Origin of the sequence: Micromonospora sp. WMMA1976 (assembly GCF_027497335.1) — a bacterium.
Taxonomy (GTDB): Bacteria; Actinomycetota; Actinomycetes; order Mycobacteriales; family Micromonosporaceae; genus Micromonospora; species Micromonospora aurantiaca.
Genome location: NZ_CP114912.1, coordinates 162,936 through 176,377, shown reverse-complemented (window position 1 = coordinate 176,377; position 13,442 = coordinate 162,936). Strand labels below are relative to the sequence as shown.

At 72.7% G+C, this 13,442-nt stretch carries 13 protein-coding genes; 5 read left to right on the top strand and 8 right to left on the bottom strand.

Features of this window, described 5'->3' with window-relative positions; all coding sequences use genetic code 11:
• Positions 1 to 30 precede the first annotated feature (30 nt).
• Positions 31 to 1,401, bottom strand: a complete 1,371-nt coding sequence (locus tag O7546_RS00845; protein WP_194798879.1) for an L-serine ammonia-lyase — start codon at positions 1,399 to 1,401, stop codon at positions 31 to 33.
• A gap of 631 nt (positions 1,402 to 2,032) precedes the next feature.
• On the opposite strand from O7546_RS00845, the gene O7546_RS00840 reads away from it, so the two are divergent.
• Positions 2,033 to 2,236, top strand: coding sequence for a PspC domain-containing protein (locus tag O7546_RS00840; RefSeq protein ID WP_135242981.1), 204 nt, complete (start codon positions 2,033 to 2,035; stop codon positions 2,234 to 2,236).
• Positions 2,237 to 2,321: 85 nt separating this feature from the next.
• Here O7546_RS00840 and O7546_RS00835 read toward each other — a convergent pair whose 3' ends face one another.
• The 7 genes from O7546_RS00835 to pdxH all read right to left on the bottom strand — a co-directional run bounded on the left by O7546_RS00835 (position 2,322) and on the right by pdxH (position 8,215).
• Positions 2,322 to 3,098, bottom strand: coding sequence for a DUF4230 domain-containing protein (locus tag O7546_RS00835; protein WP_269695991.1), 777 nt, complete (start codon positions 3,096 to 3,098; stop codon positions 2,322 to 2,324).
• A 99-nt stretch (positions 3,099 to 3,197) separates the two neighbouring features.
• A complete protein-coding gene (locus tag O7546_RS00830; RefSeq protein ID WP_194798881.1) occupies positions 3,198 to 4,358 on the bottom strand; it encodes an acyl-CoA dehydrogenase family protein in 1,161 nt (386 codons plus the stop codon).
• 31 nt (positions 4,359 to 4,389) lie between these two features.
• Entirely contained in the window at positions 4,390 to 4,695 is a 306-nt protein-coding gene (locus O7546_RS00825) for a type II toxin-antitoxin system VapB family antitoxin (RefSeq protein ID WP_013283726.1), read from the bottom strand.
• A 53-nt stretch (positions 4,696 to 4,748) separates the two neighbouring features.
• A complete protein-coding gene (locus O7546_RS00820) occupies positions 4,749 to 5,351 on the bottom strand; it encodes a nitroreductase family protein (protein ID WP_269695988.1) in 603 nt (200 codons plus the stop codon).
• Between the two features lie 2 nt (positions 5,352 to 5,353).
• Positions 5,354 to 6,280, bottom strand: coding sequence for an aldose 1-epimerase family protein (locus O7546_RS00815; protein ID WP_281600355.1), 927 nt, complete (start codon positions 6,278 to 6,280; stop codon positions 5,354 to 5,356).
• 16 nt (positions 6,281 to 6,296) lie between these two features.
• Positions 6,297 to 7,589, bottom strand: a complete 1,293-nt coding sequence (locus O7546_RS00810) for an MFS transporter (RefSeq protein WP_194798884.1) — start codon at positions 7,587 to 7,589, stop codon at positions 6,297 to 6,299.
• Positions 7,586 to 8,215 (bottom strand): pyridoxamine 5'-phosphate oxidase, encoded by a 630-nt coding sequence (gene pdxH, locus O7546_RS00805; protein ID WP_194798972.1) that lies wholly within the window; start codon positions 8,213 to 8,215, stop codon positions 7,586 to 7,588. The genes O7546_RS00810 and pdxH overlap by 4 nt, the downstream gene beginning before the upstream one ends.
• A 273-nt stretch (positions 8,216 to 8,488) precedes the next feature.
• On the opposite strand from pdxH, the gene O7546_RS00800 reads away from it, so the two are divergent.
• The 4 genes from O7546_RS00800 (at position 8,489) to O7546_RS00785 (ending at position 13,301) form a co-directional block, all read left to right on the top strand.
• Positions 8,489 to 9,595 (top strand): citrate synthase 2, encoded by a 1,107-nt coding sequence (locus tag O7546_RS00800; protein ID WP_013283721.1) that lies wholly within the window; start codon positions 8,489 to 8,491, stop codon positions 9,593 to 9,595.
• Between the two features lie 248 nt (positions 9,596 to 9,843).
• Complete coding sequence (gene serC, locus O7546_RS00795; protein WP_194798885.1) at positions 9,844 to 10,971, top strand: phosphoserine transaminase; 1,128 nt, start codon at positions 9,844 to 9,846, stop codon at positions 10,969 to 10,971.
• Between the two features lie 191 nt (positions 10,972 to 11,162).
• On the top strand, positions 11,163 to 12,251 hold the full coding sequence (gene sepH / locus O7546_RS00790) for a septation protein SepH (RefSeq protein WP_194798886.1): 1,089 nt from the start codon (positions 11,163 to 11,165) through the stop codon (positions 12,249 to 12,251).
• Positions 12,252 to 12,314: 63 nt separating this feature from the next.
• Complete coding sequence (locus O7546_RS00785) at positions 12,315 to 13,301, top strand: aldo/keto reductase (protein ID WP_194798887.1); 987 nt, start codon at positions 12,315 to 12,317, stop codon at positions 13,299 to 13,301.
• Positions 13,302 to 13,442: the final 141 nt, after the last annotated feature.

Here is a 13,442-nt window from a genome sequence, read left to right as displayed (position 1 = left end):
CGGGTGCGGGCCGGGATCACCCCAACGAGGTCAGCACTCGATCACGTTGACGGCGAGCCCGCCGCGCGCGGTCTCCTTGTACTTGACCTTCATGTCCGCGCCGGTCTCCCGCATGGTCTTGATGACCTTGTCCAGCGACACGTGGTGCACCCCGTCGCCCCGCAACGCCAGCCGCGCCGCGGTGATCGCCTTGATGCTCGCCACCGCGTTGCGCTCGATGCACGGGATCTGCACCAGGCCGCCCACCGGATCGCAGGTCAGCCCCAGGTTGTGCTCCATGCCGATCTCGGCGGCGTTCTCCACCTGCTCCGGCGTACCGCCGAGCGCCTCGGCCAGCCCGGCCGCCGCCATCGAGCACGCCGAACCGACCTCGCCCTGACAGCCCACCTCGGCCCCGGAGATCGACGCGTTCTCCTTGAACAACACACCGATCGCGCCCGCCGCCAGCAGGAACCGGACCACGCCCTCCTCGGAGGCACCCGGTACGAACCGGGTGTAGTAGTGCAGCACGGCCGGGATGATCCCGGCAGCCCCGTTCGTCGGCGCGGTGACCACCCGCCCGCCGGCCGCGTTCTCCTCGTTGACCGCCAACGCGAACAACGTCACCCAGTCCATCGCGCGCAGCGGATCCCCGCTGCCGGTCTCCGCCTCCAGGCCGCGCCGCATCTCCGCCGCGCGCCGCCGGACCTTCAACCCACCCGGGAGTACGCCGTCGCGGGTGCAGCCGCTCTCCACGCACTCGCGCATCACCCGCCAGATCTCCAGCAGCCCCGCCCGCACGTCCGCCTCGCTGCGCCAGGACAACTCGTTGGCGAGCATCACCTCGCTGATCGACAGACCCGTCTCGGAGGTGACGGTCAGCAGTTCCGCGCCGGTGAGGAACGGATGCCGGACCCGGGTGCTGTCCGCCTTGATCCGGTCCGCCCCGGCCGCCGCCTCGTCCACCACGAACCCGCCACCGACCGAGTAGTACGTGCGCGTCCGCACCTCGTTCCCGGCCGCGTCGTACGCCGCGAACGTCATCCCGTTCGGGTGGTACGGCAACGACCGCCGGCGGTGCAGCACCAGATCGGTGTCCGGGTCGAAGTCGATCCCCTGGCTGCCGAACAGGTCGAGCCGCCGCTGCGTGCGGATCCGCTCCACCCGAGGCCCCACCGAGTCGGTGTCGACGGTCTCCGGGACCTCGCCCTCCAGCCCCAGCAGCACCGCCCGGTCACTGCCGTGCCCGTGCCCGGTCGCGCCGAGCGAACCGAACAGCTCCGCCCGTACCCGCGCCACGTCGGCGAGCTGCCCGTCGGCCTTCAGGCCCGCCACGAACGTACGGGCGGCCCGCATCGGCCCGACGGTGTGCGAGCTGGACGGCCCGATACCGACACTGAAAAGATCGAAGACACTGATCATTTGCTGTTTCCTCGCCGTCGTCCCCGTTGTGCGGATCCGAGCCGGTGCGTAGGTGCCGCGCCCGCCGGGCGGGTAGACGGCCGGCGCCCGGGGTGGGGGCGCCCGACCGGCGAGCCTACCTCGCCCCCGTGAATACCCGCCCCCACTCCGCCACATACCCGACCCGCCGCCCCCCTCCCGCCCCGCCCCGTCCCGCCCCGCCCCGCCCCGCCCCGTCGATCTTGGAGTTGTGGCACCCAGGATGCCCGATTAACGCCATTCGCGAGGTGCCACAACTCCAAGATCGACGCATCCATCCCGGCTCCCGGCGAGGCGGAACGCGCTCGACGCAGCGGTCCGGCCGAACGCCCCGCCACCCCACCAATCCCGCGATCTTGCAGTTGCGGCCCTCAGAAAGGGCGCGAATGGGGCAGAACATGGGCCGCAAGTGCAAGATCGCGGAAGCGGAGCAGGGCGGGAGGCGGGGGGCGGGGAGCGGGGCGGGGAGCGGGGGTGCGTTGGCGGGGAGGGGCCGGGGTAAGCACCTACGGGTGCCCGGGTCGCCGATCCTCCTCGGGGCTGAGGGCGCGGCGCGTACCCCTTTCTACCGTGGAATCAGCGCGGCGGATCGCCGCAGAAGTGGGAGACGACGATGAGTCGCAAACTGGTCCGGCCCCGCCAGGGGCGCATGATCGCCGGTGTCTGCGCCGGCCTGGGGCAGCGGTTCGGCATGTCGGCCGGCATGGTCCGGCTGCTGTTCCTGCTGTCGCTGCTGCTGCCCGGCACGCAGGTCATCATCTACCTGGTCCTGTGGGTCCTGATGCCGAACGAGGACCGCTACCTCGCCACCCGCTGACGCGACACGAGCCGGGACGCCGGCACACACGCGACGCGCCCGCCCCGGATCCTCGGGGCGGGCGCGCGGCGTCAGAGCAGGAAGCTCAGGGTGCCGCGTAGGTGACTGTCACCTTCTCGTATCCGAGGGAGCGCAGCAGCCCTTCGAGCATCTTGCGGGTGTTCTCCTCGGCGCGGGCGGTGAGCCCGCTGTCCCGGGCGGCGGCGGTGATCCGGTCCTCGGCGAGCTTGTAGATCTGCTGCTGCCGGTTCGGGTCGCCCGCCACCAGGTCGTTGAGCCGGTTGATCAGACCGCGCTGCTCGGCGAACACGTAGCTCTTGTCCATGTCCAGATCGGTCTCGCCGAGCTGCGGCGCGGGCAGCTTGATCTCGGCGGACTTGCCGTCCTCGGAGACCACCACGGCACCGTCGGCGATCTTCGTGAAGTCGACGTACGCCTCGACCCGGCCCGCCCCGACGAACAGCGTGCGCTCGTTGAGCAGGAAGTCGGGCACGTTGCGCCTGTCGTTCTGCACGTCCACCACGACCTGGAAGTTGCCCTCGGCGGCGACGTAGCGGCTCAGGTCACGGATCGACTTGAGCAGCGGCGGCTGGCTGCGGTCGGTCTGCTCCTTGGCGAACGGGTTGCGGAAGTCGGGCAGCAGACCGGTGGCCTGCACGCCGAGCAGCACCACCACCGCCAGCGCCGCCGCGCCGAGCACCCAGAGCAGGCCGCGCGCCGCACCGCCGCCCGAGCCCGGGGCACCGGGGGCGTACTCGCGGTCGTGGTCGGGCGTGCCCTCCGCCCGGTCGCGAAGGGACTCGCTGGTGGGGTAGTCCGGGAACTCCCGGGTGGGCTCGTTGATGTCACCGTCGCGGGCCATCGCCCTCACCGTCCTCGTCCGACACATCGACTGACAATGACGGTACGGCCACCGTGCGACAGTCGCTCGCCGAGCGACCCGATCGGGTGAAACCGCAGGTCAGGCGAACGCGGACAGGCCCGTCAGCCGCTGGCCGATGACGAGCTGGTGGATCTCGGAGGTGCCCTCGTAGGTGAGCACGCTCTCCAGGTTGTTGGCGTGCCGCATCACCGGGTACTCCCCCGAGACGCCGTTCGCGCCGAGGATCGTGCGGCACTGCCGGGCGATGGCGAGCGCCTCGCGGACGTTGTTCAGCTTGCCCACGCTCACCTGGTGGGGCCGCAGCGTGCCCGCGTCGGCGAGGCGGCCCAGGTGCAGCGCGAGCAGCATGCCCTTGTTCCACTCCACCGCCATGTCGGCGAGCTTGGCCTGGGTGAGCTGGAACCCGGCGAGCGGGCGGCCGAACTGGGTGCGGGTGGTCGCGTACTCCAGCGCCGTCTCCAGGCAGTCGCGGGCCGCGCCGAGCGCGCCCCAGACGATGCCGTGCCGGGCCTCGGTCAGGCACCCCAGCGGCGCCTTCAGCCCGATCGCCTCGGGCAGTCGCGCATCAGCCGGCAGCCGGACGTCGTCGAGCGCGATCTCACCGGTCACTGACGCGCGCAGCGACATCTTGTGCCGGATCTCGCGCGCCGTCACCCCCGGCGTGTCCATGGGTACGGCGAAGCCGCGCACCCCGTCGTCGGTACGCGCCCAGATCACGCCCACGTCGGCGATCGGCGCGTTGGTGATCCACAGTTTGCTGCCGTTGAGGATCCAGTCGTCGCCGTCCCGGCGGGCCCGGGTCGCCATCGAGGCGGGGTCGGAGCCGTGGTCGGGTTCGGTGAGCCCGAAGCAGCCGATCGCCTCGCCGGCCGCCATCGCGGGCAGCCAGCGTTGCTTCTGCTCCTCGCTGCCGTAGCGCCAGATGGCGTACATGGCCAGCGATCCCTGCACCGAGACCAGGGACCGGACGCCGGAGTCGCCGGCCTCCAGTTCCAGGCAGGCCAGCCCGTACGCGACGGCCGAGGAACCGGCGCAGCCGTACCCGGTCAGGTGCATGCCGAGCAGGCCGAGCTTGCCGAACTCGCGGGCCAGTTCGCGGGCCGGCACCTGGCCGTCCTCGTACCATCCGGCGACGTGCGGGCGTACCCGGTCGGTCACGAGCCGGCGCACGACGGCGCGGATCTGCCGCTCCTCGTCGCTGAGCGACGCATCGATGTCGAGCAGGTCGAGAGGAGTCATGGCGTCACCTTAACCAAGACTCAGGGAGGCGTCACTCGCCCTGGTCACCGAGCACGAGCACCCGCGCGTGGATCTGGTTGCGCTGCTGGAGCGCCGCGCGCAGCGCCCGGTGCAGGCCGTCCTCCAGGTAGAGGCCGCCGTTCCACTGGACCACATGCGGGAAGAGGTCGCCGTAGAAGGTGGAGTCCTCCGCGAGCAGCTTGTCCAGCGCGAGTTCGCGCTTGGTGGTGATGAGCTGGTCAAGCCGCAGCGGGCGCGGCGGAATCTCGGCCCACTGCTTCAGCGTGAGGTTGTGCTCCGGGTAGGGACGCCCGTCCCGGACCGCCCTGAAGATCACGGCGTGCTCTCCTCCCCAGGCCAGGCTGACAATGTGGATGTCAGCCTAACCGCTCAGGTCCACCGTCCCCGCCGCACCACATCCTGCACCGGACGACGCCCTCGGCGCAGCGACGGTGACCGGTGGTCGACAGCTCGGTAACCTACTGTGATCGCACCGATCGGGTGCAGTTCCGGCGGTACCCCGAACGCGTCCCGGTACGCCCCGATGCGCTGCGGCGGGATGCCGAAGAAGCAGGCGCCCAGCCCCTCGTCGACGGCGGTGAGCAGCATCAGCAACGCCGCGAAACCGGTGTCCACGTACCAGTAGGGCACCGGCCAGCGGTCCTCGGCGCGGTCCGACCAGCCCTTGTCCGCCTCGGCGTAGCGGTCCAGGTAGGCGTCGCGGTTGGCGTGCGGCACCACGATCAGCGGCGCCCGGCGCATCCCGGCCAGCCAGCGCTCCCGGCCGCCGCCACCGGGAGTGGTGGCGGCCCAGAACCGTTCCCGGTCCTCGGGTTCCTCCAGCACGAGGAAGCCCCAGCCCTGGGAGAAACCGGCCGACGGGGCCCGGACGGCGTGGTCCAGCAGCCGGTCGACCACCTCCGGCGGCACCGGCCGGGCGGGTTCGTAGTTGCGCACCATCCGGCGGCGCCGGACGACCTCGGCGAACTCCACGCTCAGACCTCCGGGCGGACGCCCCAGGCGCCCCGCCAGGTCTGCCCCGGCTCCAGCATGATCAGATCCTTGCCGGAGCGGAACGCGTCCGGCGGGCAGGTCATCGGCTCCACCGCCACCGACCGGCGGTGCCGCTCCCCGCCGAGCGTGTCGCCGGTGAACACCTGCCACCAGCCGAACTCGCGGTCCGCCCAGATCCGCAGCCCGGACGAGCCGTCCGGCGCGCTGAGCACCACCGCCGAGCCGCCGTCGGCGTCCCGCTCGACGTCACCGAACGCGGTGTCGAGCACCAGATCGCCGATCGGGCGCGGGCTGGTGAAGTCGAACTCGGAGCCGGACACCTCGGCGGCGGCGACCGGCAGCAGGCGGCTGTCCACCAGCACCCGCCGCCGGGCCGGCAGGTGCAGCCGCAGCTGGTCCACGCCGACCTTGGGCAGTTGCAGGTAGGGGTGGACGGAGAAGCCGAACGGCGCCGGCTCGTCGGCGAGGTTCGTCGCCTCGTGCTCGGCCCGCAGTCCGTCCGGGCCGACGCTCCACCGGGCCCGCAGCCGCAGCGCCCACGGGTAGCCGGGGCTCGGCGGCAGGTCGTAGCCGATGGTCACGCTGTCGGCCGACTGCTCGATCGGCTGCCACCGCACCCAGTTCACCAGGCCGTGCAGCGCGTTGTGCCGCTCCGGCTCGGTGAGGTCGAGCTGAAACGACCGCTCCCCGACCGTGTAGACGCCGTCCCGGATGCGGTTCGGCCAGGGCGCCAGCACCTGCCCGGCCGACCCGGGGCAGACCTCGTCCTCGGCGTACCCGTCGAGGTGGTCCACGCCGTCGTAGCGGTAGGCCCGCAGCCCGCCGCCCACCTCGACCACGACGGCCTCGTGGCCGTCGGCCGCGATGGTCCACTGTGTACCGGACGGTGGCTGCGCGTCGATCCCCATGTCGGCGACCCTACCGTCAGTGGCGCTCCTCGGCGGGGGTGGTCGAGCGATAGCGCAGCAGCGCCGGGAACGCCACCACCAGCAGCACCGCGAGTACGGCGGCGGCGAGACCGCCACCGACCATGGCGAAGCCGGTGCCGAAGGCGGCGGCCGTCGCACCGGCGCGCAGGTCGCCCAGGCGCGGGCCACCGGCCACCACGACCGTGTTCACGCCCTGGAGACGGCCCCGCATCCGGTCCGGGGCGTAGACCAGCAGCATCGACTGGCGCAGCGTGGCGCTGACCAGGTCGGCGGCGCCGGCGACGCCCAGCAGCACCACCGCCACCCACAACTGGCCGGCCAGCCCGGCGAGCGCGATCGCCACGCCCCAGCCGACCACCGCCACGGTGAGCGCGAGGCCCTGGCGGCGGACCCGGCCGATCCACCCGGAGGTCAGGCCGCCGAGCATCGCGCCGATGGCGATGGAGCTGTAGAGCCAGCCCACCGCCGACGCGCCGCCGAAGCGTTCCTGCGCCAGCTCCGGGAAGAGTGCCCGCGGCATGGCCAGGATCATCGCGATCAGGTCGATGGCGAAGGAGAGCAGCAGCACCCGCGTGGTCGCCAGATAGCGGAAGCCGTCGACGATGCTGGCGAGCCCGGCCTTGCGGACGCCGCCGTCCGGGTCCGGCGTGGGCGGCATCGCGGGCAGCCGCAGCGTGGCCCAGAGCGCCGCCGTGTACAGCAGCGCGTCCGCCGCGTACGCGATGGGCAGCGCCGTCTCGACCTGCCAGGCGGCGAAGATCAGGCCGGCGGCGAGCGGGCCGAAGACGGCGGCGGCGGTGAACGTGGTGAAGTTCAGCGTGGTGGCCGCCGGGACCAGCTCGGCCGGCACGAGCCGGGGCAGGATCGCGCTGCGGGCCGGCGAGGTGATCGCGAAGGCGGTCGACTGGAGGGCGACGAGCAGCAGGAGCAGCAGCGGGCTGCGCACCCCGGCCAGCGACTGCACCAGCAGCCCGAGCGTCGAGGCCCAGAGCACGCAGCCGCCGACGAGAAGCACCCGGCGGCGGTCCCGGGCGTCGGCGACCGCGCCGCCCCACAACCCGAAGAGCAGCAACGGTACGAAGCCCGCGATGCCGAGCAGACCGACCCAGAGCGAGCCGCCGGTCAGGTCGAACATTTCCACCGGCACCGCCACGGCGGTGAACTGGAAGCCGAACATGGCGATCGCGTTGCCGGTCCAGACCCGCCGGTACGCGGGCACGCGCAGCGGGCGCAGGTCGATCGCCCAGCGGCGCGGTCCCCGCCGCCGGGGCGTTGTGACGTCGGTCACGGCGCGAGCCGCTCGACGACGAAGACCCCGTCCCCGGTACGCCGGAAGCGCAGCCGGTCGTGCAGCCGACTGGCCCGGCCCTGCCAGAACTCGACGGTCTCCGGCCGGACCCGGAACCCGCCCCAGTGCGGCGGCGCGGGAATCGGGTCCACGTCGGCGAACCGCTCGGCCGCCGCCCGGTACGCCGCGTCGAGCGCGGCCCGGTCCGGCACCACCGCCGACTGGGCGCTGGCCCACGCCCCGAGCTGCGAGCCGCGCGGCCGGCCGGCGAAGTACGCCTGCGTCTCGGCCCGGTCCACCTGCTCGACCCGGCCGGTCACCGTCACCTGCCGCTGCATCGGGAACCACGGGAACACCAGGCTGGCCCACGGATTCCCGGTCACCTCGGTGCCCTTGCGCGAACCGTGGTTGGTGTAGAAGACGAAGCCCTCCGGGTCGTACCCCTTGAGCAGCACGGTGCGCCCGCTGGGCCGGCCCCGGTCGTCGGCGGTGCCGAGCACCATCGCGTTCGGCTCCGGCAGTGGATGGGCCACCGCGTCGGCGAACCAGCGGGCGAACTGGGTGTGCCAGTCCGGCGCCAGATCCGTCTCGGTCAGGCCCAGGTCGGCGGCGTACTCGTTACGCATACCGGCCGGGGCGGGTGTGTCGCCTGTCACTGTGGTAGTCCCTCTCCCGGGCGTGCCGGCGTCCCCCGACGCTGGCCAGGCCCCGGTACCCAGTCTTCTCCCTCTCTCACCGACGTCCAGCGGCGGGGATGTCGCGTGGCGCACAGTGGCTGTGGGTCGCGCAGCTTGTTACCCAGCGGGCAAGATGTTCCGAACCACATCCCTGAAGGGTCGCCTGAGCTGCGGGGCTCGATCAGCCCGCCCGGGCGCGCCGAGCCGAAGCCAGGAGACGACATGTCCGATTTCAAACCGGGCCTGGAGGGCGTCGTAGCCTTCGAGACCGAGATCGCCGAACCCGACCGCGCGGGGGGTTCACTGCGCTACCGGGGCGTGGACATCGAGGACCTGATCGGCCAGGTCTCGTTCGGCAACGTCTGGGCGCTGCTGGTGGACGGCCGGTTCGGCCCGGGCCTGCCGCCGGCCGAGCCGTTCCCGGTGCCGGTGCACTCCGGTGACATCCGCGTCGACGTGCAGTCCGCGGTCGCCATGCTCGCGCCGTACTGGGGGCTCAACCAGCTTCTCGACATCTCCGACGAGCAGGCCCGCGAGGACCTGGCCCGGGTGTCGGTCACCGCGCTGTCCTTCGTCGCCCAGTCGGCGCGCGGCCTGGGCCTGCCGGCCGTGCCGCAGAAGGAGATCGACAAGGCGGAGACCATCGTCGAGCGGTTCATGAAGCGCTGGCGGGGTGAGCCCGACCCGCGGCACGTCAAGGCCGTCGACGCGTACTTCATCTCGGCCGCCGAGCACGGCCTGAACGCCTCCACCTTCACCGCCCGGATCGTCGCCTCCACCGGCGCGGATGCCGCGGCCTGCATCTCCTCCGGCATCGGCGCGCTCTCCGGCCCGCTGCACGGCGGCGCCCCGTCCCGGGTGCTCAGCATGCTGGAGGCGGTCGAGCGCAGCGGCGACGCCGACGGGTACGTCAAGGGCGTCCTCGACCGGGGCGAGCGGCTCATGGGCTTCGGCCACCGGGTCTACCGGGCCGAGGACCCGCGCGCCCGCGTGCTGCGGCGTACCGCCAAGGAGCTGGGCGCGCCCCGCTTCGAGGTCGCCGAGGCGCTGGAGAAGGCCGCGCTGGCCGAGCTGCAGGCCCGCCGCCCGGACCGCGTCCTCGCCACGAACGTCGAGTTCTGGTCGGCGGTGGTGCTGGACTTCGCCGAGGTGCCGGCGCACATGTTCACCTCGATGTTCACCTGCGCCCGGATGGGCGGCTGGTCCGCGCACATCCTGGAGCAGAAGAAGCTCCAGCGGCTGGTCCGGCCGTCGGCCACGTACGTCGGCCACGGCCCGCGCAAGCCGCAGCAGGTCGAGGGCTGGGACGCCATCCCGCACGGCGTCTGACGTCTCGCCCGGAGCCCCGTTCCCCAGCCGGCGGAGCGGGGCTCCGGCATTTCCGGAACGGGTGCGGCCCACGTGTGGCGGACGCCTCACCGACCGGGGTGGGACAGCCCGCCGGACGTGCCCGGGCAGGTGCGAGGATGGCCGTGGCAGTGTCGCCGGAACGGGCTCGGACGCCCGCCGCCACGCGGCAGCACATCGTCCGCGCCCTGCCAGCTCACCTCTCGCCCATGCGGAAGGATCCTCAGACCGTGGCTGACGCACCGACCATCCGGATTCCCGACGAGATCAGGCCCGCCGACGGACGATTCGGCTGCGGCCCGTCCAAGGTCCGTCCGGCCGCGGTCTCCGCCCTCTCCGACGTCGCCACCAGCTACCTGGGCACGTCGCACCGGCAGAAGACGGTCCGCGACCAGGTGGCCCGGCTGCGCCGCGGCCTGGCCGAGTTCTTCTCCCTCCCCGAGGGGTACGAGGTGGTGCTCGGCAACGGCGGCACCACCGCGTTCTGGGAGGTCGCCACGTTCGGCCTGATCCGCGACCGGGCCCAGTTCGCCAGCTTCGGCGAGTTCGGCGCCAAGTTCGCCAAGTCGGTCAAGGATGCGCCGTTCCTGGGCGAGCCGACCGTCCGCAAGTCCGACGCGGGCAGCGCCCCGGCGCTCGTGGCCGAGGCCGGCGTGGACGTCTACGCCACCCCCCACAACGAGACCTCCACCGGTGTCGCGGTGCCGATCAGCCGGGTGGCGGGTGCCGACGAGGGCTCGCTGCTGCTTGTCGACGCCACCTCCGGCGCCGGCGGGCTGGACGTGGACGTCGCCCAGACCGACGTCTACTACTTCGCCCCGCAGAAGTGCTTCGGCTCCGACGGCGGGCTGTGGCTGGCCCTGATGTCGCCGGCCGCGCTGGCCCGTGCCACCGAGGTCAAGGATTCGGGCCGCTACATCCCGGCCTTCCTCGACCTGGTCACCGCGATCGACAACTCGCGGCTGGAGCAGACGTACAACACCCCGGCGCTGGCGACCATCTTCCTGGCCGCGGAGCAGACCGACTGGATGAACTCCCAGGGCGGGCTGGCCTGGGCGGCCAAGCGCACCGCCGAGAGCGCCGGCATCGTGTACGGCTGGGCCGAGCGCTCGTCGTTCGCCACGCCGTTCGTGTCGGACCCGGCCCTACGCTCCAACGTGGTCGCCACCATCGACTTCGCCGACGGGGTGGACGCCACTGCGATCGCCAAGGCGCTGCGCGCCAACGGCATCGTCGACACCGAGCCGTACCGCAAGCTGGGCCGCAACCAGCTGCGGGTGGCGCTGTTCCCGGCCGTCGAGCCGGCCGACGTCGAGGCGCTCACCGCGTCCATCGACTACGTGGTAGAGCGACTCTGATCACGTCGTCACGGTGCGTGGCCGTCGGGGCTCCGGCGGCCACCCACCGTGATCGTTACCGCAGCTCAGTCACGACATGCCGGGGTGTCGCAGTCCCCATCGGCGGGTAGATGAGCGTACGGTGGTGCGAGACGCCCGGGTGGCCGGCTCCCGTGGCGTGACGGCCAGCGAAGCGGGACGGAGGCAAGCCCATGCGCCCAGTACGCTTCGTCGCCCTCTCCGAGGACGGCCAGGCCCTGGTGCTCGCCGACGAGGTGGGGCGCCTGCTGGCGCTGCCCATCGACGAGCGGATCGCGTCGGCGCTGCACGCCGAGCCGGGCGCCCCGCCGCTCGCGGTGGTGCCGAGCGCCACCGACCCGACGCCGTCGCTGTCCCCACGGGACATTCAGGCCCGGATCCGGTCCGGCGAGTCCGCGGAGGACGTCGCCCGCATCGCCGGTGTGCCGGTCGACCGGGTGCTGCGCTACGCCGGTCCGGTGCTCCAGGAGCGGGCCATGCTCGCCCAGCACGCCCGCCGCACCCGGCTCAAGGGCGCGGAGAAGCCGACCCCGCTGGCCGAGGTCGTCAACGGCCGGCTGGCCCAGCACGGCATCGACACCGAGAAGATCTCGTGGGACGCCTACCGCCGCGACGACGGCACCTGGCGGATCATCGCGACCTGGCCGTCCGGCAAGGCCACCGCGCAGGCGGTGTGGGATCTGGACAAGACCCGGCAGAACGTCGCCCCGCACGACGACATGGCGCAATACCTGTGCGCCGAGCGGCCCACGCCGATCCTCGGCCAGGAGCCGGCGCCGGAGCGAGGCGGTCACGCGCTGCCCGGTCCGTCGCGCGGCGAGCCGAGCCGGGGTGGACACGGCCTGCCGGCCGCCTCCGAGCACGCCCGTCCGGGGCGTGACCCGATCCGCGCCGGCCGGGACGCGCTGCTCGCCTCGCTGGACCGTCCCCTCGGCGGCACGTCCGGGCGTGGTCTCGACACCCGCTCCCCGGCCGCGCTGGCCGGGCAGGAGGCGCCCCGTCAGCGGGCCGTCGCCGGTGGTGCCGCCGCGCTGCTCGGTGGTGGGCAGGGTTCGGCCTTCGACGACGACTCGGACGCGCCGAAGGAGATCCCGGCCGTACCCTCGCTTGCCGTGCTGCGGCCCCGCCGCACCGGCCCGGCGGCGGCGACCGGCGGTGCGGCCACCGAGTCCACCGACGCCGCCGGCAAGCCGCGCAAGCGGCTGCCGAGCTGGGACGACGTGCTGTTCGGCACCGGCCCGGCGGCCCGCGAATCCTCCTGATCGCAAGCTCCACCCTGGCTCGTTGAGAGGGCACTCGAAGTGCCGGCGTGCCAGGGTGGAGTCATGGAGTACACGAACCTGGGACGCACCGGTCTGTCCGTGAGCCGACTCTGCCTCGGCACGATGAACTTCGGTCCGCAGACCGACGAGCCGGACAGCTTCGCCATCATGGACCGGGCGCTCGAACACGGGATCAACTTCTTCGACACCGCGAACGTCTACGGCTGGAAGCTCGGTGAGGGCGTCACCGAGCAGATCGTCGGCCGCTGGTTCGCGCAGGGCGGCGGGCGCCGCGACAAGGTCGTCCTCGCCACCAAGGTGTACGGCAAGATGGGCGAGTGGCCCAACGAGCAGGGCCTGAGCGCCCGGCACATCATCCGGGCCTGTGAGGACTCGCTGCGCCGGCTCCAGACCGACACGATCGACCTCTACCAGATGCACCACATCTCCCGGACCACGCCGTGGGAGGAGATCTGGCAGGCGATGGAGACGCTCGTCGCGCAGGGCAAGGTGCTCTACGTCGGCTCGTCCAACTTCGCCGGCTGGCACATCGCGCAGGCGCAGGCCGCGGCCGGTAAGCGCAACTTCCTCGGCCTCGTCTCCGAGCAGTGCATCTACAACCTGCTGACCCGGTACGTCGAGCTGGAGGTCGTACCGGCCGCGCAGCACTACGGGCTGGGCATCATCCCCTGGTCGCCGCTGCACGGCGGGCTGCTCTCCGGCATCATCCGCAAGATGGCCGACGGCAGCGCGGCGCGCGGCACCACCGGCCGCTCGGCCGACGCGCTGGCCGAGCACCGGAACACCATCGAGGCGTACGAGAAGCTCTGCGCCGACCTCGGCCACGACCCGGCGGATGTGGCGCTGGCGTGGCTGCTGTCCCGGCCGGGCGTGACCGCGCCGATCGTCGGCCCGCGCACGATGGACCAGCTCGACCGCAACCTCGGCGCCCTCGACGTCCAGCTGGACGAGGCCACGCTCACGCGCCTCGACGAGCTGTTCCCGCCGGTCGGCAACGGCGGCCCCGGCCCCGAGGCCTGGGCCTGGTAGCCCCCGTCCCGCCCTCTCCCCCGTCCCTCCCCCTCACCCCGTTGATCTTGCAGTTTGTGCCCCCGATCGAGGGCGGTTCAGGGCTTTCGCCCGGGCCGAACCTGCAAGATCGCGGGAGAGGGCGGGGCGAGGGCGGAGGGC

What these genes read in the sequence shown, in the direction of transcription:
- O7546_RS00845 (WP_194798879.1), bottom strand. Translation starts at nt 1,401, where the DNA reads ATGATCAGTGTCTTCGATCTTTTCAGTGTCGGTATCGGGCCGTCCAGC.
- O7546_RS00840 (WP_135242981.1), top strand. Translation starts at nt 2,033, where the DNA reads ATGAGTCGCAAACTGGTCCGGCCCCGCCAGGGGCGCATGATCGCCGGT.
- O7546_RS00835 (WP_269695991.1), bottom strand. Translation starts at nt 3,098, where the DNA reads ATGGCCCGCGACGGTGACATCAACGAGCCCACCCGGGAGTTCCCGGAC.
- O7546_RS00830 (WP_194798881.1), bottom strand. Translation starts at nt 4,358, where the DNA reads ATGACTCCTCTCGACCTGCTCGACATCGATGCGTCGCTCAGCGACGAG.
- O7546_RS00815 (WP_281600355.1), bottom strand. Translation starts at nt 6,280, where the DNA reads ATGGGGATCGACGCGCAGCCACCGTCCGGTACACAGTGGACCATCGCG.
- pdxH (WP_194798972.1), bottom strand. Translation starts at nt 8,215, where the DNA reads ATGCGTAACGAGTACGCCGCCGACCTGGGCCTGACCGAGACGGATCTG.
- O7546_RS00800 (WP_013283721.1), top strand. Translation starts at nt 8,489, where the DNA reads ATGTCCGATTTCAAACCGGGCCTGGAGGGCGTCGTAGCCTTCGAGACC.
- sepH (WP_194798886.1), top strand. Translation starts at nt 11,163, where the DNA reads ATGCGCCCAGTACGCTTCGTCGCCCTCTCCGAGGACGGCCAGGCCCTG.
- O7546_RS00785 (WP_194798887.1), top strand. Translation starts at nt 12,315, where the DNA reads ATGGAGTACACGAACCTGGGACGCACCGGTCTGTCCGTGAGCCGACTC.